Here is an 18,720-nt window from a genome sequence, read left to right as displayed (position 1 = left end):
CTGTTCCGTATACGGACGAATCAATGATTCCGTTTGCGCCGCCCGAAAGCGCTTTTGTAAGTTCTCCACAGGATGGCAGGGCAGAAGAAGAACAAACCTGCGCGTCCGGAGGCCTGGCTGGCCTTAAGGCAGGGAGTTGTGGGGTTGTAGTAGAAAGCAAGTGAGCGGCGACGGTCACCCTGAGGCGGGGTGCCCGGCAGTAATGCGCCCCTTGGCGCGAAGACAGAACTGAACGTTGTGTGGTTGGTTGAGTGAACCATCAGGTGCGAGCATCTGGAGGGGCCTTTGCTCGGCCATGCAACAAAAAGACGGCGGCAAAAGAGAATATCATGACAGGCGGACAGGCAGCGGAACGCATGGAAGGCAACGGGATGGGGAGGCAAACGGCCCATCAGGCAACGGGGCAATCTTCCGGGCAGAATTCCTCAATGGCGCAGGCCCTTCTCCGGGAGACCTGGACCCGGGTGGCGCAGCGCCTCCGGGCGGAGCTGGGGGATGATCTCTTCACCTCCTGGTTCGGCCGCATGGAGCCGGAAAGCTTCGTGGAGGGCACGCTCATTGCCTCGGTGCCCACCCGCTTCCTCAAGAGCTGGATCGAGAACCACTATATCGCCAAGCTCACCAAGATCGCCGGTGCGGAATTCGACGGCCTGAAACAGGTGCAGGTGCGGGTGCGGGTACAAGGCACCGCAGCCCAGTCACCCACCGTGCCGCGCGCCGTGGTCTCGGCCCCGCGCCATTCGGGCGAGACGCGCTCCGGTGAAACACCGAGCCTGCAGCCCATGGCGAGCTTTATGCCGCAGGCGGCGGAGGCGGCCCTCTCGCGTGCCACGGTGATCGACGAGAGCCAGACCTTCGACAGCTTCATGGTGGGGCAATCGAACCAGCTGGCCCATGCCGCGGCGATGCGCGTGGCGAGTGCGGCACAGGGCATGCCCGTGGGCTTCAACCCGCTCTACATCCATGCGGGCGCAGGGCTCGGCAAGACCCACCTTCTCAACGCCATCGCCCAGCGCGTGCGCGAGACGCAGCCGCTCCGCAAGGTCATGGTGATGACCGCCGAGCGCTTCATGTACACCTTCATCCATGCGGTGAGGCAGCGCGACACCCTTTCCTTCAAGGACCAGTTCCAGTCGGTGGACGTGCTCCTGATCGACGATTTCCAGTTCCTCCAGGGCAAGGCGATCCAGCAGGAATTCTGCCACGCCTTCAACTCGCTCGTGGACCAGCGCCGCCAGGTGGTGGTGGCGGCCGACGTGCCGCCGGCCCAGCTCGACACGGTGGACCAGCGCATGCGCTCGCGCCTGATGGGCGGGCTTGTGGTCGACATCGAGTCTCCCGACCAGGAACTCCGCCGCAAGATCCTCTCGGTCCGCCGCGACATCCTCGTTGCCCGTGATCCGGCGGCGATGGTGAGCGACGAGATCCTTGAACTCGTTGCCGACCGCGTGACCGGCGGCGGCCGCGAGCTTGAAGGGGCGCTCAACCGCATCGTCGCCTTCCAGCAGTTCAACAACCAGGCGATCACCCTCGACCTCGCCTCCATGGTGCTGCGCGATGCCGCTGCCCAGGGCCAGGACCAGGGCCGCATCAAGATCGACGACATCCTCAAGGTGGTGGGACGGCACTACAACGTCTCCAAGAACGACCTGCTCTCGCCGCGCCGCGCCCGCAACGTGGTGGTGCCGCGGCAGATCGGCATGTATCTGGCGAAGAAGCTGACAAGCCGCAGCCTGCCGGAGATCGGCCGCCGCTTCGGGGGCCGCGACCATTCCACCGTGCTTCATGCGGTGCGCAAGATCGACGACATGATGCGGGCCGACGAGAAGCTGGCCAAGGATTTGGCCCAGCTCATCCGCCTGATCGAACAGGGGGCTTGAGGGGTTTCCTCTCCGCCAGCGCGCGCGACGGTCATTTCATCGGGGAGGCCACCCCACCCTCTCCCCTCCGGGGGAGAGGGGACGTCCGGGGCCTCGCGAATTGATCTCAAAAGCCGCGAAAAACATTGAAAAACACCAGCATCCGCGCCATTGTCGCTGGCCCCTGACAACTCTTTTCGGACGATCCGGCGATCATGCGCGTTACCATTGAACGGTCTGCTTTTCTCAAAGCCCTGAACCACGTGCAGAGTGTGGTGGAGCGCCGCAACACCATTCCGATCCTGTCGAACGTGCTGGTGCAGTCCGACAAGGACAAGGTGCGCCTCACCGCCACAGACCTCGATATCGAAATCGTCGAGACCGTGCCGGCCGAGACGGCGCGCAACGGGGCGGCCACCGTGCCCGCCCACATGCTCTACGACATCGTGCGCAAGCTGCCCGATGGCGCCCAGCTCGAACTCGAGCAGGGGCCGGATGCGGGCCGCGTCAACATCAAGGCCGGGCGCTCGCGCTTCCAGCTGCAGGCCCTGCCGCCGGAAGATTTTCCCGATCTCTCGTCCGGTGAACTCGGCAACAGCTTCACCGTCTCCTCGGGCGAGCTTCGCCGCCTGATCGAGAAGACGCGCTTTGCCATCTCCACCGAAGAGACGCGCTACTACCTGAACGGCATCTACCTGCACCAGGCGAAGGAACATGTCTCGGGTGCGGCCATGCTGCGCGCCGTCGCCACTGATGGTCACCGCCTTGCCCAGTCGCAGGTGGCGCTGCCGGAAGGGGCCTCGGGCATGCCGGGCATCATCGTGCCGCGCAAGACCGTGCTGGAAGTGGTCAAGCTCATCGAGGGCGACGACACCGAGGTGCAGGTCTCGCTTTCCTCGTCGAAGATCCGCTTCGCTGCGGGCAATCTCGTGCTCACCTCGAAGCTGATCGACGGTACCTTCCCCGACTACGAGCGCGTCATTCCGCGCAACCACGACAAGACGCTCGAGGTCGATGCAAAGTCATTCTCCGATGCGGTCGACCGTGTCTCCACCATCTCTCTCGAAAAGAGCCGTGCGGTGAAGCTGATGCTGGCCGAGGGCCGCATGACGCTTGTGGTCAACAATCCGGATTCGGGTTCGGCCGAAGAGGAAGTGGCGGTGGACTACACCAAGGATCCGCTCGAGATCGGCTTCAACTCGCGCTACCTGCTCGACGTGGCGGGCCAGATCACGGCGGACTCCATGCGCTTTGAACTGCAGGATGCGGGCTCCCCCACCGTGGTGCGTGATCCCAAGGACGAACAGTCGCTCTATGTGCTGATGCCCATGCGGGTGTAAGCAGGAGGCCTATGGCCAGCACTTCCGCCGTCAGGCGGCTCACCCTCACGGATTTCCGCAACTACGCTCACCTCCGGGTGGAGCTGTCGCGTCCGCTCGTGGCGCTGGCGGGGGCGAATGGCGCGGGCAAAACCAATCTTCTTGAAGCGGTCTCGCTGCTCGTGCCCGGACGGGGCCTGCGTGGCGTCGAGTTTCCCGCTCTCGCCCGTCAGGGCGGTTCGGGGCAATGGGCTGTGGCGGCCACGATCGAGACGCCCGATGGCGAACGCGAGGTCGGCACCGGCTGGCGTCCCAACGACGACGGCGAGGCGGCGAGCACCCGCGCCGTGATGATCGACGGTCTGCAGCAGAAGTCCGCAGGGAGCCTTGCCGACATCCTCCGCATGGTCTGGCTCACGCCTGCCATGGACCGGCTGTTCCAGGGCCCACCCGGCGACCGCAGGCGTTTCCTCGACCGCATGGTGGTGCTCTTCGATGCGGGGCATGCGAGCCGTGTGAACGCCTTCGAGAAGCTGATGCGCGAGCGGAACGCACTTCTTGCCGAACCCAATCCGGATGGGGCCTGGCTTTCAAGCCTCGAGGTGCAGATGGCCGAGAGTGCGGTTGCCGTTTCGGCCGCACGCCTCGCGGCGATCAGCACGCTCGCCCGCCACGTGGCGCAGTCGGAGCATCACGGGCCCTTTCCCTGGGCCGCCCTCTCGATCACGGGTGCGATGGAAGACCTGGTGATGCAGCATCCCGCCGTCGAGGCCGAGGACATCTACCGCCGCGACCTCGCGCGTGGGCGATCTGCCGACCGGGCTGCAGGCCGTGCGCTTGCCGGACCGCACCGCAGCGACCTGCACGTAGTCCACGGACCCAAGGCCATGCCCGCCGAATTCTGCTCCACGGGCGAGCAGAAAGCCCTCCTCATCGGCCTCATCCTGGCCCAGGCGAGGGCCGCCAAAAGCCTCTTCGGGGCGAGCCCGATGCTGCTTCTTGACGAAATCGCCGCCCACCTCGATCCGGCCCGCCGGGAGGCCCTCTTCCGGCTCCTGGAAACCCTTGGATCTCAAGTGTTTATGACTGGCACGGAGGCCTCACTTTTTGATGGCGCAGGGGCCTCCGCAGTGGTGTATCTGGTAGACGGCGGGCAGCTCTCCGAATCACGCTGAGAGATCATTTTGCGCCGCCCCTGACGGGCCATGGCAAACGACGACAACGAGCAGAAACCAAACGCGGAATATGGTGCGGAATCGATCAAGGTCCTGAAGGGCCTCGATGCGGTGCGCAAGCGCCCCGGCATGTACATCGGCGACACCGATGATGGCTCGGGCCTGCATCACATGGTCTACGAAGTGGTCGACAACGCCATCGACGAAGCCCTCGCCGGGCACGCGACACTGGTCACCGTGACGCTCAATGCCGATGGCTCCGCCACGGTCACCGACAACGGCCGCGGCATTCCCACCGACATCAAGAAGGACGACGACCACGAGCCCAAGCGCTCGGCGGCGGAAATCGTCATGACCGAGCTTCATGCCGGCGGCAAGTTCGACCAGAATTCCTACAAGGTCTCGGGCGGCCTGCATGGCGTGGGCGTCTCGGTGGTGAACGCGCTCTCGACCAAGCTCGAGCTCACCATTCACCGCAACGGCAAAACCCACAGCATGAGCTTCACCCATGGCGTGCCCGATGCACCCTTGCGCGTGGTGGGCGACAGCGAGGGCAAGCGCGGTACGGAAGTGACCTTCCATCCCTCGCATGAGACCTTCACCAAGACAGAATTCGATTTCGCCACGCTGGAACACCGCCTGCGCGAACTCGCCTTCCTGAATTCCGGCGTGCGCATCACCTTGACCGACAAGCGCGGCGTTGAGCCCGTGGTGGTCGAACTCTTCTACGAGGGCGGCATCTCCGCCTTCGTGCGCTACCTCGACCGCACCAAGCAGGCGCTGATCAAGGAGCCCATCTACATCAAGGGCGACCGCGACGGCATCACGGTGGAATGCGCATTGTGGTGGAACGACAGCTATCACGAGAGCGTCTTCTGCTTCACCAACAACATTCCGCAGCGCGACGGCGGCACGCATCTTGCGGGCTTCCGCGGCGCGCTCACCCGCGTCATCAACAACTATGCGAGCGACTCCGGCATCGCCAAGAAGGAAAAGGTCCAGCTCACCGGCGACGATGCGCGCGAAGGCATGACCTGCGTGCTCTCGGTGAAGGTGCCCGATCCCAAGTTCTCCTCGCAGACGAAGGACAAGCTCGTCTCGTCGGAAGTGCGCCCCGTGGTCGAAAGCTACGTCAACGATGCGCTGGGCTCGTGGTTCGAGGAACATCCGGGTGACGCCCGCGCCATCGTGCAGAAGATCGTCGAAGCCGCAGCGGCCCGTGAAGCCGCCCGCAAGGCCCGCGAACTCACCCGCCGCAAGGGTGCGCTTGATATCTCGTCGCTCCCCGGCAAGCTTGCCGACTGCCAGGAGCGCGATCCCGCCCGCTGCGAACTCTTCATCGTCGAGGGCGACTCGGCCGGCGGCTCCGCCAAGCAGGCCCGCAACCGCGACAACCAGGCGGTGCTCCCCTTGCGCGGCAAGATCCTCAACGTCGAGCGCGCCCGCTTCGACAAGATGCTCTCCTCTGCGGAAATCGGCACGCTCATCACCGCGCTCGGCACCGGCATCGGCCGCGAGGAATTCAACATCGAGAAGCTGCGCTATCACAAGATCATCGTGATGACCGACGCCGACGTGGACGGCGCCCACATCCGCACGCTGCTCCTCACCTTCTTCTACCGGCAGATGCCGGAGCTGATCGAGCGCGGCCACCTCTTCATCGCCCAGCCGCCCCTCTACAAGATCAAGCGCGGCACCTCCGAACAGTACCTGAAGGACAACAAGGCGCTGGAAGACAATCTCATCGACCAGGGCCTCGACGGTGTGAAGCTGGTGCTGGGGAACGGCAGCGAACGGGCCGGCGCCGACCTGCGCGCCATCGTCGACGAGGCACTCGCCATGCGCAGCATCATCGACGGCCTGCACTCGCGCTATCCCACCCTGGTGATCGAGCAGGCGGCCATTGCAGGCGCCCTCAATCCGGAGGTGCTCGCCGACAAGGCCAATGCCGAAGCCGCCGCGGCCTATGTGGCGCGCCGCCTCGACATTCTCTCGGACGAGACCGAGCGCGGCTGGAGCGGCGTCATCGCCGGCGACGGCGGGCTTGTCTTCTCGCGCGAACTGCGCGGCGTGAAGGAAAGCTGGCACATCGACAACAAGCTGATCAGTTCGGCCGATGCCATGCGCCTCGACCGCAAGACGCCGCATCTGCAGGAGGTCTATGCCCACCCGGCGAAGCTCAAGCGCAAGGATTCCGAGAGCGCCATCAACGGCCCGCTAGGCCTTCTCGATGCGATCTTCATCGCCGGCCGCAAGGGCGTGTCGCTGCAGCGCTACAAGGGCCTGGGCGAGATGAACCCGGAACAGCTCTGGGAAACGACCCTCGATCCCAACGTGCGCTCGCTCCTGCGCGTCAAGGTCTCGGAGATCGACCAGGCCGACGATCTCTTCACCAAGCTCATGGGCGATGTGGTGGAGCCGCGCCGCGACTTCATCCGCGAGAATGCCCTGAACGTCGCCAACCTCGACGTTTGATCACAGCGCATCGTGCGAGCAAGTGGGCACCACTTGCGACGCGAAAGATGCGCCAAGGAATTTCTGGCGCAACTTTCCTCTCTCAAATCGTTCCGATTTGATCGTCCGTTGCGCTAGTAGAGAGTGCCGTCCTTGCGCGGGCGGCGCTCGATGATCGGCGGGTCGTTCTCGCCGATGCCGAAGATGCGGGCGAAGAGGCCGCGCTTGCGCTTCCGCGGCTGGGCTTCCGGCACGTCTTCCTCGTTGGAGAGCTGCGGATCGTTCTCCATGGCGTCAGACGGCGTCTGGTCGGCGTAGACCGGTTCGTCGGTCTGCGGCGCCTGCATCTCGCCCGGCAGCACACGGGGCTCGAGGCCCTTGTGGGCTTCTTCCATCACGTCCTTCCAGACGAGCGCGGGAAGCGAGCCGCCGGTGACCTTCTTGGTGGGCGAGTTGTCGTCGTTGCCCATCCACACGCCGGTCACGTAGTAGGGCGTGAAGCCGATGAACCAGGCGTCGCGGTAATCCTGGCTGGTGCCGGTCTTGCCGCCGATGTCGAGGTTGCCGAATTCCGCCTTGGTGGCGGTGCCCTCGCGCACCACGGCGCGGAGCAGGATGTTCATGGCGCCGAGATCGTTGTTGTTGATCACCTGGCCCAGGCCATCGCCCTGGCGCTGGTACAGCACCTTACCGCTCTTCGTGTAGATGCGCGTCACCACGTAGGGTTCGACCGCATAGCCGCCGTTGGCGAAGGGGACGAAGGCGGAGGTGAGTTCGAGTGGCGTCACTTCCGAGGTGCCGAGCGCCAGCGTGGCGTCGGTGCCAAGCTGCGAGACGATGCCGAGCCGGTGCGCCACGGCGGCAATGGCGGCGGGCGTCACCGCCTGTCCGAGGCGGGCCGCCACCGTGTTGATCGAGAGCGCGAAGGCGGTCTCAAGCGTCACCGGGCCGAGATAGCGCTGGGTGTAGTTCTCGGGTGTCCAGTTGCCGATGCGGATGGGCTCGTCCACCTCGACCGTTTCAGGCCTGTAGCCCGCCTCGATGGCGGCGAGATAGACGAAGGTCTTGAAGGCCGAGCCGGGCTGGCGTTTCGCCTTCACGGCGCGGTTGAACTGGCTCTTCTTGTAGGAACGGCCCCCGACGAGGGCCTTCACGCCGCCCGTGGCATCGAGCATGACGAGGGCGCCTTCGCTGACGTTGAGCTTCTTGCCGTTGTCGGCGAGGCGCTTCCGCAGGCTCGCTTCCGCCTTCAGCTGCAGCACGGTGTCGAGGCTCGTCTCGACGACCAGCGATTCCTTCGTGTCCTTGGTGAAGAGCGGCAGCTGGTCGACGATCCAGTCCACCGCATATTGCGTGGCGGGCACATAGTCGGCGGGCGTGGTGTTGGTGGCGGAGGCAAGCGCCTGCTGGCGGTCGGCCTCGCTGATATACCCTTCCTCCACCATCTTCTGCAGCACCAGCGTGGCGCGCTGGCGTGCCTCCTCGGGGTTCTTGGCGGGATTGTAGCTGGAGGGCGCCTTGAGAAGGCCGGCCAGTGTTGCCGCCTCCATGATCGTCAGCTCTTCCGGACCCTTGTTGTAGAAAGCTCGCGAGGCCTTGTCGATGCCGTTGGCGCCGCCACCGAAGTAGACACGGTTCATGTAGAGCTGGAGGATTTCATCCTTTGAGAACTTGGTCTCGAGCCAGACCGCCAGCACCGCTTCCTGGAGCTTGCGGTTGAGCGTGCGCTCGGGCGAGAGGAAGAGGTTCTTGGCCAGCTGCTGGGTGAGGGTGGAACCGCCCTGCGACATGCGCCCGCCGCGCAGGTTGGTGAGCATGGCACGGCCAAGGCCCCAGGGGTCGATGCCGTGATGGCTGTAGAAGCGCCGGTCTTCAATCGCGATGATGGCGTTCGGCACGTAGTCGGGCAGGGCCTCGATGTTGACGCTGTCGCCGAAGAAGGTGCCGCGCTGGGCGAGTTCCGTGCCGTCGGAGGCGAGGATCAGGATGCCGGGCTCGCGCTCGGGGATCTGGAAGACGCCGTTCTGGGCCAGCGTGAACCAGACGAAGGCGAAGGTGGCGACACCGGCTGCCGCCGCCCAGAAGCCCAGCGCCAGGATGAAGCGGACGAGCCAGCCGAGCAGGCTCCGCCGCCGTTTCCGGCGGGGAGGTTCGGCGCGCATCCCGCGCCCGTTCGCAAACAGTTGTGGCTCCTGCCGTCCACGTCGCTGCGATTGTGCGGCCTTCTTCTTCTGGCCGCCAAACAAGCCCATTTCTCAACTCGCCCCGTTGATTGGACATGGCTCGAACCCCGCTGGGCCGGGCCTGTCGCCCCCTGCAAATGACGGCAAATCATGGGTAAATCAAGGCTGGTGAGAGGGGGGCTCTCAGCTTGGATGAACCCAATGGCGCGCGAGATGGTGAACGGCAAAACCAACCTCCATGGCCGGGCCTGACCCGGCCATCCAGAGCTTCATCAGCTTGTGGAAGTGGATGCCCGGCTCAAGGCCGGGCATGGAGAGAAAGAGAGATCACATCACCGCGCCGATGTACCACGGCACGTATTCGTTCTCGCCGTAGCCCAGTTCTTCCGACTTGGTCTTCTGGCCCGAGGCCGTCTTGAGCATCAGATCGAAAATCTGCTTGCCCTTCTCTTCCAGCGGCACGCCCTCGATCACGTCGCCGCAGTTGATGTCCATGTCGTCGATCATGCGGGTGTAGATGTCGGTGTTGGTGGCGAGCTTGATCGAGGGGCAGGGCTTGTTGCCATAGGCGCTGCCGCGGCCCGTGGTGAAGCACATGAGGTTCGCGCCGCCCGCCACCTGGCCTGTGGCGCCCACCGGATCGTAGCCGGGCGTGTCCATGAAGACGAAGCCCTTGGTGGTGACCGGCTCGGCATAATTGTAAACCGCCTGCATGGTGGTGGTGCCGCCCTTCGCCGCCGCACCCAGCGACTTCTCGAGGATGGTGGTGAGGCCACCCAGCTTGTTGCCGGGCGAGGGGTTGTTGTTCATCTCCATGTTGTTGCGGCGGGTATAGTCTTCCCACCACTTGATGATGCCGACGAGCTTCTCGCCCACCTCTTTTGTCGCCGCACGGCGGGTGAGCAGGTGCTCGGCGCCATAGATCTCGGGCGTCTCCGAGAGAATGCCGGTGCCACCATGGCGGACGAGGATGTCGACCGCAGCGCCCAGCGCCGGATTGGCCGTGATGCCGGAATAGCCGTCGGAGCCGCCGCACTGCAGCGCCACCACGAGATCGGAGGCCAGGCAGGTCTCGCGCTTCACGTCGTTCACGGCCTTGAGCATCTCGCGCACATAGGACACACCGCGCTCCACTGTCTTCTTGGTGCCGCCCGTTTCCTGGATGGTCATGGTGCGGAAAAGCTCGTTCTCCTCCACCTTGTAGGCTTCCTTGAAGCGCGGAATCTGGAAGCCCTCGCAGCCCAGGCCCACCATCATCACGCCGCCCATGTTGGGGTTCGTGGCATAGCCCCAGGCGGTGCGCTTGAAGGTATCGAAGATCACGCCGCGGTAATCGATGACGCAGCCGTTGTCCTGGGTCAGCGCCACGATGCCGTCGATGTTGGGATAGTCGTTCAGCATGCCGGAGCGTTCGACCTCGCGGGCGATGTGGGCGGCGACCGTGGCCGAGCAGTTCACGCTGGTCATGATGCCGATGTAGTTCCGCGTGCCCACCTTGCCGTTCTTGCGGCGGTAGCCCTGGAAGGTGGCGCGCTGGTTTTCCGGCAGGATCTCTTCCTTCTTCGCGGCTTGCGCGAAGGCGTAGTCGTGGGCGAGTTCACCCATCACCACGTTGTGCTCGTGCACCCAGTCGCCCCTGGCGATGTCGCTCTTGGCAAAGCCGATGATCTGCCCGAACTTGCGGATGGGCTGGCGATTGGCGATGGGCTCGGCGGCGATCTTGTGGCCGCGCATGACCTTGGCCGTGGCGGTGAGGCCGTCGACGGTTTCGCCCTTCTCGATGATCCGGGTCGCCACCAGCACATTGTCGGTGGCGTGCAGGCGGAGGAGGGAGGTGGTGGGCCGGGTCGCTTTATCCATGGTGACTTGGTTCCGCAAACTGATATAACAGTTCAATAGGCCCGGGAGGGGCCAAAAACAACCCGTCAGAAGGGCTAAGAATGAAAAAGAAGACGTTCCGTGCGCCATCGGGCGCCACGCTGGCCTTTACCGAACTCGGCTTTGGCTGTGCCCCATTGGGCAATCTTTACAAGGCGGTGAGCGACAAGGACGCCACCGCCACACTGGAGGCGGCCTGGAAAGCGGGCATCCGCTACTACGACACCGCCCCCCTTTATGGCCTCGGCCTCTCCGAAACCCGTCTCAACGCCTTCCTGCGCGGACGGAAGAGGAGCGACTACCTCCTCTCCACCAAGATCGGCCGTGTCCTGCACGTCTGCCCGCCCGGGGAGCGCACCGGCATCGGCAAGTTCTTCAACACGCCGTCGCGCAAGGAGGAGTATGACTACACCTATGACGGCGTCTACCGTTCGCTGGAAGCCTCCTTCGAACGGCTGGGCATCGACTCGATCGACATCCTCTTCGCCCATGACCTCGACATCTTCACCCATGGCTCGGCGGAGAAGCGCGACCACTACATGAAGATCCTCTTCGACTCCGGCTTCAAGGCGTTGCGCAAGCTCCGTGACGAAAGCGTGGTGAGGGCGATTGGTGCGGGCATCAACGAGGTTGACGCCTGCGAAATGCTGGCGCGCGGCGGCGACTTCGATCTCTTCCTGCTCGCCGGCCGCTACACGCTGCTGGAACAGGAGGGGGCGCTCAATTCACTTTTGCCGCTGCTCGAAGAACGCGGCATCGGCATCGTGCTGGGCGGGCCTTACAACTCCGGCATTCTTGCCACGGGTGCGAAGCCCGGCGCGCGCTACAACTATGATCCCGCTCCGAGGGCGATCCTCGAGCGGGTGAAGAAGATCGAGGCGGTGTGCAAGGCCCACAAGGTGAAGCTGCCCGAAGCGGCGCTGCGCTTCCCGCTCACCCATCCGACCGTCGTGTCGGTGATCCCGGGTGCGGTGAGCCCGAAGGAAGTGGCCCTCAACGTCAAGACCATGAGCGCCAAGCTGCCCAAGGGCCTGTGGAAGGACCTCAAGGCGCAAGGCCTCATCGATACCCGTGCCCCGACCCCCAAGTGAGTGATTGCAGATGAAGATCGATTCCCACCAGCATTTCTGGCACCCCGCCCGCGGCGACTACTACTGGATGGAAGGCGAAGGCGCGAAGCCCATCCGCCGTCCCATCGGGCCAGACCACATGCGCCCGCTGCTCAAGGCCGCCGGCATCGACAAGACGGTGCTGGTGCAGGCCGCCCCCACCGTCGTTGAAACCGAATACATGCTGGGCATTGCCGACGCGACCGACTTCGTCGCCAAGGTCGTGGGCTGGATCGACTTCGAGCAGAAGTCCGATCTCAAGCATCTCGAGCGGCTGGCGAAGCATCCGAAGTTCTCAGGCGTCCGGCCGATGATCCAGGACCTGCCCGATCCGGAATGGATGCACCGCAAGGACATCCAGTGGGCCTATGATGCCATCACCGATCTCGATCTCACCTTCGATGCACTGGGCTATGCGCATCATGTGGAGCCGTTCCAGCGCCTCTTCGATGCGCGGCCCAAGATGCGGATCGTCATCGACCACTGCATGAAGCCGGTGATCCGCGAGGGCAAGTTCGACGACTGGGCCAGGGGCATGGAGAAGATCGCGCGGACGACGCCGGTGTTCTGCAAGGTCTCGGGCCTTGCCACCGAAGCAAAGCCCGGCTGGACGGTGGAGACGCTGAAGCCCTATGCGCGCCATGTGATCGACTGCTTCGGACCGGAGCGGGTGATGTGGGGGTCTGACTGGCCGGTGCTGGAACTGAACGGCAGCTATCCCGCCTGGCATGGGGCAGCAACGGAGATCGTGGGTGCATCAGGTGCAGCACAGATCTTCGGCGGCACTGCGGCGAAGTTCTACAGGATCGGGTGAGGGCGTCGCTCACAATGGTGATGGGATGTGGCGCGTGGCGCATCCTTCGAGGCTCGGCTGCGCCTCGCTCCTCAGGATGAGGGTTACTCTTCTCACCTCACCCTGAGGTGCCGCGAGAGCGGCCTCGAAGGGTGCGCGCGCGTCATCTCACCCCTTCGGCCAGCCCAGCGCCAGGATGCCGGTGGCCACAAGAAAAATCCCCAGCCACTGCCCCTTGGTCACCTTCTCGCCCAGGAACACCATGGCGACGAGCACCGAGAGCCCGCCATAGGCCGAGATCCCCATGGCGGCGAATTCCTTCTCGGGGAAATGCCCCGCCGCATTGACCGCAGTGACGGCGCCCGCATCGAGCGCCGCCATGAAGAAGATGCCGATGAAGCTCTTGCCCGAGATGCGCGCCTGCATCCGCGCATCGCGCAGCATCAGGGGCACCAGGAGCAGGGCCGCGGGAAAACGCGACACGAAGGTGGTCTCGACCTCGCCCATGGCGACGGCCGCCGTCTGGCCCAGGATCACAGCGGCGGCGAAACCCACATTGGCCGCGAGCATTGCAAGGGCGGCATAGAGCACATCATTGGGGCCGCGCGGCTTGGCCTCATCCTCGCCGCCGCTGCTCGCGCCCACGATCACCGCGCCGATGATGACCAGTGCCACGCCCATCCATTCCACGTGCGTCGGCACCAGCCCGTGGATGAGGCCCCACAGCACCACGAGGGCGGGATAGCCCGCCGTCATCGGCCCCACGATGGCGACGGGGGCGAGGCTGAAGGCCTTGAAGAGGCCGCCCAGCGCCAACGCATAGACGCAGCCCAAGAGCGCCGCATAGCCCACGGCCCAAGCAGGTGCCTCCCAGATCACGCCCCGCCAGAGCACGATGGGGAGAACCAGCGCCGCGCCCACAAGGCAGACAAGGAAGGCCATGCGGAACGGCCCCACGCGCCCGGCATGGAAGCGGGCAAGACAGTCATGAACGGACCAGCAGAGAGCGGCGGCGAGGCCGAAGGACAGGGCAAGCATGGGCCGGACACTGGCATCGCCCCTGATGCGGCGCAACACGGGGCGGCGCAGGCGGGCCATGCCGCAATCGGACCTCAGGCTGGCCGGAATGGATGGGAAATCCCCTGATCCTGTGGCAGAACCGGGGATCATGTTTCTCTCCGTCTTCGACCTCTACAAGATCGGCATCGGGCCATCGTCCTCGCACACCGTGGGGCCCATGGTGGCGGCGCGGCGCTTCCTCGATAGCCTGAAAGATGTGGCGCTGCCCGAAGGGTCGCGGCTGCGGGTGAGCCTGCACGGCTCGCTCGCCTTCACGGGCAAGGGCCACGGCACCGACCGCGCCGTGATCCTCGGCCTTGCCGGCGAAACGCCGGACGGCATTGACCCTGACAACGTGGCGAGCATCCTCGCCCGCATGGCGGCGGAGAAGGCCGTGCGCCTTGCCGATGGCCGCACCATTGCCTTCGATCCCGCGACAGACGTGATCTTTGATTTCGGCCCGGCGCTCAAGGGCCATGCCAACGGCATGATCATGCATGTGGAGGCAGGTTCGACGACCATTGCCATCGAGACCTTCTATTCGATCGGCGGCGGCTTCGTGCAGACGGAAGCGGAGCGCTCCTCCTCGGTGGCGAAGGGCGACACGCCGCCCGCCAACGTGCCGTTTCCGTTTTCCAACGCGGCGGAGATGCTGGCCATGGGGCAGCGCGCCGGCAAGACCATCGCCGAGATGAAGCGCGCCAACGAGGAAGTGGTGCACGGGGCTACGCTCGACGAGAAGCTCGACCGTGTCTGGAACGTGATGAACGCCTGCATGCAGCGCGGCCTTGCCCAGCAGGGCATCCTGCCGGGCGGGCTCAGTGTGAAGCGCCGTGCGGCGGATGTGCTCGCGAAGCTCCGCGCCGAACAGGGCGGCAATGCCATCCAGCCCCATCGCGTCATGGATTTTCTCTCGGTCTATGCCATGGCGGTGAACGAGGAGAATGCCGCGGGCGGCAAGGTGGTGACCGCCCCCACCAATGGTGCCGCGGGCGTCATCCCCGCCGTCATCCGCTATTATCTCGATCATTGTGTCGGGGCCGATGCGAAGGGCGTGCACACCTTCCTCCTGGCGTCTGCCGCGGTGGGCGGCATCATCAAGCACAATGCCTCGATCTCGGGCGCGGAAGTGGGCTGCCAGGGCGAAGTGGGCTCGGCCTCGGCCATGGCGGCGGCGGGCCTCTGTGCCGCACTCGGTGGCACCAACGCGCAGGTGGAGAATGCCGCCGAGATCGCACTCGAACATCACCTCGGCATGACCTGCGATCCGGTGGGCGGCCTCGTGCAGGTGCCCTGCATCGAGCGCAACGCCTTCGGCGCGGTGAAAGCTGTCACTGCGGCTTCACTCGCACTGCGTGGCGATGGCACCCATCTCGTGCATCTTGATACCTGCATCGAGACCATGCGCCAGACCGGCCTCGACATGAGCGAGCGCTACAAGGAAACCTCAACGGGCGGCCTCGCCGTGAACGTGGTGGAGTGCTGAGGGCACAAATTACATCATGGCCGCGCCTTCGCGCTTTTGTTCCTTCTCCATGCCCGGCCATGGAGAGGTGAGGACAAGCGCAACTCTCCGCCTTCGTCACTCTCGATACTTCAAATCACGTCATGCCCGCGCAGGCGGGCACCCAGCTTTGCCGGATCACGTGCGCGAAAGAAGAAGCTGGGCCCCCGCCTTCGCGGGGGTGACGGAGGAGGAGATGCGAGATCTCGCGCCTACTTCAACCCATGGAGATGCGCGACCAATCCCGCTGTCGATGAATCGAGGCCCGCCGTGTCGGACTTGCCTTCGACGACGGGCTGCAAGCCTGTCGCCAGTTCCTTGCCCAGTTCCACGCCCCACTGGTCGAAGGCGTTGATACCCCACACCGCCGCTTCCACGAAGACGCGGTGCTCATAGAGCGCGATGAGGCGCCCGAGCGTGTTGGGATCGAGCTTGCGGTAGGCGATGGTGATCGACGGGCGGTTGCCCTCGAAGACACGGTGCGGCGCCAGTCGCTTGGCCTCCGGCTTGCTCTTCCCCATGGCGAGCAGCTGCGCCTCCGCTTCCTTCAGCGTGCGCCCCTTCATCAGCGCCTGCGACTGCGCCAGGCAATTGGCGACAAGAAGATCGTGATGCACCTTGATCCCCACCTCATGGGGCTCGGCGGCAATCAGGAACTCCACCGGGATCACGTCGGTGCCCTGGTGCAGCAACTGGAAGAAGGCGTGCTGGCCGTTGGTGCCGGGCTCGCCCCAGACGATGGGGCCCGTCGCCTCGCGCACCGTCTTGCCATCCAGCGTCACGCGCTTGCCGTTCGATTCCATGTCGAGCTGCTGCAGATAGGCGGGGAAGCGCGAGAGGCGCTGGTCGTAGGGAATGATGGCGCGCGAGGGATGGCCGCAGGCATTGCGGTGCCACACGCCGAGAAGCCCGAGCAGCATGGGCAGGTTGCGATTGACTGGAGCCGCGAGGAAATGCTGGTCCATGGCATGGGCGCCCGCCAGCATGTCCATGAAGTTGCGCGGGCCAATGGCGATCATCAGCGAGAGCCCGATCGCCGACCACAGCGAATAGCGTCCGCCCACCCAGTCCCAGAAGCCGAAGGTGCGGTTCTCGGCAATGCCGAAGGCCTTCACCTTGTCGAGGGCGGTGGAGATGGCGGCGAAGTGGTCGCCCACCGCCGCCTCGCCGAGCTTCTCCACGAGCCAGCCCCGCGCCGTGCGGGCATTCGTCATGGTCTCGATGGTGGTGAAGGTCTTGGAGGCGACGAGGAAGAGCGTGGTCTCGGGATTGAGATCTTTCAAGGTGTCGGCGATGTGGGCGCCATCCACGTTGGAGACGAAGTGGGCGCGCGGGCCATCGTGATAGGGCGACAGCGCCAGCGTGGCCATGACGGGCCCCAGGTCCGAGCCCCCGATGCCGATGTTGACGACATCGGTGATCTTGCCCGCCACATGCTTCTGCCGCACCTCCACGGCGAAGCGCGCCATCTCCTCCAGCACGTCGTGCACGTCATGCACCACGTTGTGGCCGCCGACGAAGACAAGCTCGCTCTTCGGGCGGCGGAGGGCGGTGTGGAGCACGGCGCGGCCCTCGGTCGTGTTGATCACGTCGCCCCGCATCATGCGGTGAACCTGCCCCGGCACGTCCGCTGCCTTGGCGAGGGCGGAGAGCAGCTTCATGGTCTTGGCCGTCACCCGGCACTTGGAATAGTCGAGCAGAAGGTCGTCGAGCGCCACGGAGAACTCGCTGAAGCGGCTGGCCTGGCCCTTCTTTCCCGGAGCGAAAGCCTTGCGCATGTCGGGAAGCCCGTCGCGGGCATGGGCCTTGAGTTCGGCGAGCACGGTCTTCGTGGCAGGTGTCATGTCACTCTCTCCTTGCCTCCTGCATGACGCCTTGTTCCGAAAAAGACAATGGCACCCGCTGTCACGGAGAGAACCACGAAACCCGCCGCCAGGGGAACGGGCGTGCCGTCATAGAGCTGGCCGATCACCGTGCCGAGGGCCGCCCCGATCACCATCTGCAGGAAGCCCTGGGTGGAGGCGGCAGTGCCGGCCACCGCACCCAGCGGCTCCATGGCAAGCGCGCCGAAGTTCGACATGATGAAGTTGAAGGCGAAGAACATGCCACTCATGATCAGGAAGAAGACGATGACGGGCAGCAGCTTCACGAGCCCGAGGACGAGCATCAGCGCGCCCAAACCTGCAAAAATGGCAAGGGCCCGGTGCGAGAGCTTGCGCATGCCGAAGCGCATCACCGCCTGCGAGTTCATGAAGCCGCCCAACGCCGCCACAGCGCCGCCCGCTGCGAAGAAGGCGGGGAACCACACGCCCATGCCGTAGTGGTCCACATAGATCTGCTGCGAGGAGGTGAGGAAGCCCATCAGCGCGCCGAAGAGGAGCGCCGTGCCCATGATGTAGGCGAGCGCCACACCGTTCGAGAAGACGATGCCGAAGCCTTCGATGATGGCGACCGGCGTGAAGGCGCGGCGGTTCTCGGGCGCCAGCGTTTCCGGAAGCCGCAGGAACACCCACAGGGCCACCAGTGCGCCGAAGCCGGCCATGAAGCCGAACAGGCCCTGCCACGGCATGATGGTGAGCAGGAACTGGCCGAGGGCCGGCGCAAAGATGGGGGACGCCATCATCACCATGAAGACGAGCGAAAGCGTCTTGGCCATCTCGTCGCCGACGAAAAGGTCGCGCACCAGGGCGATGGCGATGACGGCGGAGGCTGCCGCGCCCGCGCCTTGCAGGAAGCGCAGCGCCACGAGGGTGTTGAAGTCGGTGACGAAATAGGCAGACGCCGCCGCGAGCACATAGACGGCGAGACCAACCAGCAGCGGGTTCCGCCGCCCGAAGCGGTCGGCCAGCGGCCCGAAGACAAGCTGCAGCACCCCGAAGCCGATCATGTAGGCGGGGATGACGAGCTGGCGGCGGTTCTCGTCCGCCTCGCCCAGCGCCTGTCCGATCTCCTGCAGGCCGGGCAGCATGATGTCGATCGCAAAGGCGTTGATGGCGATCATCGCGGCGAGAAGGGCAATGAGTTCGATGCGGCCGGGGCCGCCGGGGGCAAGCTTGGTGGTCATCGGGAGGTTCCTTGTGGCCCCGCCGGAAGAATCAGGGGCCTTGCGGGGGGACGGGGCCTATAGCCTCTCGGGGCAGGAGCTGGAATGTACCGGAGGTGGTGGTGAATGATATGAACCTCCCAAATCACGTCATGCCCGCGCAGGCGGGCACCCAGCTTTGGCGGATGACGCACGCGGGAGATGAAGCTGGGCCCCCGCCTTCGCGGGGGTGACGGTTCTTTCTCTCCCGCCCCCCGCCCTTGCCTTTCCGGGCCAATTCTGCTTTATCCCCGGCCATCTCACTGAAAAGTTGAGGTTCCTCAATCGCCTGGCCGTGTAAGGGC

12 protein-coding genes are annotated in these 18,720 nt (G+C 64.9%); 7 read left to right on the top strand and 5 right to left on the bottom strand.

The window, feature by feature from the left end:
- Positions 1 to 428 precede the first annotated feature (428 nt).
- The 4 genes from dnaA (at position 429) to gyrB (ending at position 6,828) form a co-directional block, all read left to right on the top strand.
- The gene (gene dnaA, locus QM801_RS16815; protein ID WP_415020357.1) at positions 429 to 1,880 is read left to right on the top strand and encodes a chromosomal replication initiator protein DnaA; all 1,452 of its coding nucleotides are present in this window, start codon (positions 429 to 431) and stop codon (positions 1,878 to 1,880) included.
- A gap of 194 nt (positions 1,881 to 2,074) precedes the next feature.
- A complete protein-coding gene (gene dnaN / locus QM801_RS16810) occupies positions 2,075 to 3,199 on the top strand; it encodes a DNA polymerase III subunit beta (RefSeq protein ID WP_415020356.1) in 1,125 nt (374 codons plus the stop codon).
- An 11-nt stretch (positions 3,200 to 3,210) separates the two neighbouring features.
- A complete protein-coding gene (gene recF / locus QM801_RS16805; RefSeq protein ID WP_415020355.1) occupies positions 3,211 to 4,353 on the top strand; it encodes a DNA replication/repair protein RecF in 1,143 nt (380 codons plus the stop codon).
- 30 nt (positions 4,354 to 4,383) lie between these two features.
- Complete coding sequence (gene gyrB / locus QM801_RS16800; RefSeq protein ID WP_415020354.1) at positions 4,384 to 6,828, top strand: DNA topoisomerase (ATP-hydrolyzing) subunit B; 2,445 nt, start codon at positions 4,384 to 4,386, stop codon at positions 6,826 to 6,828.
- A 113-nt stretch (positions 6,829 to 6,941) separates the two neighbouring features.
- On the opposite strand, the gene QM801_RS16795 is transcribed toward gyrB, so the two are convergent.
- Both QM801_RS16795 and QM801_RS16790 read right to left on the bottom strand, forming a co-directional pair.
- Positions 6,942 to 8,969 carry a transglycosylase domain-containing protein gene (locus QM801_RS16795; RefSeq protein WP_415020353.1) on the bottom strand — a complete coding sequence of 676 codons (2,028 nt, stop codon included), beginning with the start codon at positions 8,967 to 8,969 and terminating at the stop codon, positions 6,942 to 6,944.
- 348 nt (positions 8,970 to 9,317) lie between these two features.
- Positions 9,318 to 10,850, bottom strand: coding sequence for a UxaA family hydrolase (locus QM801_RS16790; RefSeq protein WP_415020352.1), 1,533 nt, complete (start codon positions 10,848 to 10,850; stop codon positions 9,318 to 9,320).
- Between the two features lie 80 nt (positions 10,851 to 10,930).
- Here QM801_RS16790 and QM801_RS16785 point away from each other — a divergent pair, with 80 nt between their 5' ends.
- Both QM801_RS16785 and QM801_RS16780 read left to right on the top strand, forming a co-directional pair.
- Complete coding sequence (locus tag QM801_RS16785; protein WP_415020351.1) at positions 10,931 to 11,959, top strand: aldo/keto reductase; 1,029 nt, start codon at positions 10,931 to 10,933, stop codon at positions 11,957 to 11,959.
- A gap of 10 nt (positions 11,960 to 11,969) precedes the next feature.
- Positions 11,970 to 12,791, top strand: coding sequence for an amidohydrolase family protein (locus QM801_RS16780; RefSeq protein ID WP_415020350.1), 822 nt, complete (start codon positions 11,970 to 11,972; stop codon positions 12,789 to 12,791).
- A 147-nt stretch (positions 12,792 to 12,938) separates the two neighbouring features.
- Here QM801_RS16780 and QM801_RS16775 read toward each other — a convergent pair whose 3' ends face one another.
- A complete protein-coding gene (locus QM801_RS16775; RefSeq protein ID WP_415020349.1) occupies positions 12,939 to 13,940 on the bottom strand; it encodes a DMT family transporter in 1,002 nt (333 codons plus the stop codon).
- Between QM801_RS16775 and QM801_RS16770 the strand changes: the two genes are divergently transcribed.
- Positions 13,939 to 15,315 carry an L-serine ammonia-lyase gene (locus tag QM801_RS16770; RefSeq protein ID WP_415020348.1) on the top strand — a complete coding sequence of 459 codons (1,377 nt, stop codon included), beginning with the start codon at positions 13,939 to 13,941 and terminating at the stop codon, positions 15,313 to 15,315. The genes QM801_RS16775 and QM801_RS16770 overlap by 2 nt on opposite strands.
- A gap of 230 nt (positions 15,316 to 15,545) precedes the next feature.
- Here QM801_RS16770 and pgi read toward each other — a convergent pair whose 3' ends face one another.
- Together pgi and QM801_RS16760 are read right to left on the bottom strand one after the other, a co-directional pair.
- A complete protein-coding gene (pgi, locus tag QM801_RS16765; protein ID WP_415020347.1) occupies positions 15,546 to 17,177 on the bottom strand; it encodes a glucose-6-phosphate isomerase in 1,632 nt (543 codons plus the stop codon).
- Positions 17,174 to 18,397 carry a multidrug effflux MFS transporter gene (locus tag QM801_RS16760; RefSeq protein ID WP_415020346.1) on the bottom strand — a complete coding sequence of 408 codons (1,224 nt, stop codon included), beginning with the start codon at positions 18,395 to 18,397 and terminating at the stop codon, positions 17,174 to 17,176. Before QM801_RS16760 ends, pgi begins: the two co-directional genes overlap by 4 nt.
- Positions 18,398 to 18,720 lie beyond the last annotated feature (323 nt).

The organism is Aestuariivirga sp. (assembly GCF_047600585.1).
In the GTDB taxonomy this organism is placed as follows: domain Bacteria; phylum Pseudomonadota; class Alphaproteobacteria; order Rhizobiales; family Aestuariivirgaceae; genus Aestuariivirga.
This window is presented reverse-complemented; position numbering and strand designations above follow the sequence as displayed.

Excerpts from the sequence above, each read along its gene's own strand:
- QM801_RS16795 (WP_415020353.1), bottom strand. The coding sequence starts at position 8,969 with ATGCGCGCCGAACCTCCCCGCCGGAAACGGCGGCGGAGCCTGCTCGGC.
- QM801_RS16780 (WP_415020350.1), top strand. The coding sequence starts at position 11,970 with ATGAAGATCGATTCCCACCAGCATTTCTGGCACCCCGCCCGCGGCGAC.
- recF (WP_415020355.1), top strand. The coding sequence starts at position 3,211 with ATGGCCAGCACTTCCGCCGTCAGGCGGCTCACCCTCACGGATTTCCGC.
- dnaA (WP_415020357.1), top strand. The coding sequence starts at position 429 with ATGGCGCAGGCCCTTCTCCGGGAGACCTGGACCCGGGTGGCGCAGCGC.
- dnaN (WP_415020356.1), top strand. The coding sequence starts at position 2,075 with ATGCGCGTTACCATTGAACGGTCTGCTTTTCTCAAAGCCCTGAACCAC.
- QM801_RS16770 (WP_415020348.1), top strand. The coding sequence starts at position 13,939 with ATGTTTCTCTCCGTCTTCGACCTCTACAAGATCGGCATCGGGCCATCG.
- pgi (WP_415020347.1), bottom strand. The coding sequence starts at position 17,177 with ATGACACCTGCCACGAAGACCGTGCTCGCCGAACTCAAGGCCCATGCC.
- QM801_RS16775 (WP_415020349.1), bottom strand. The coding sequence starts at position 13,940 with ATGATCCCCGGTTCTGCCACAGGATCAGGGGATTTCCCATCCATTCCG.
- QM801_RS16785 (WP_415020351.1), top strand. The coding sequence starts at position 10,931 with ATGAAAAAGAAGACGTTCCGTGCGCCATCGGGCGCCACGCTGGCCTTT.
- QM801_RS16790 (WP_415020352.1), bottom strand. The coding sequence starts at position 10,850 with ATGGATAAAGCGACCCGGCCCACCACCTCCCTCCTCCGCCTGCACGCC.
- QM801_RS16760 (WP_415020346.1), bottom strand. The coding sequence starts at position 18,397 with ATGACCACCAAGCTTGCCCCCGGCGGCCCCGGCCGCATCGAACTCATT.
- gyrB (WP_415020354.1), top strand. The coding sequence starts at position 4,384 with ATGGCAAACGACGACAACGAGCAGAAACCAAACGCGGAATATGGTGCG.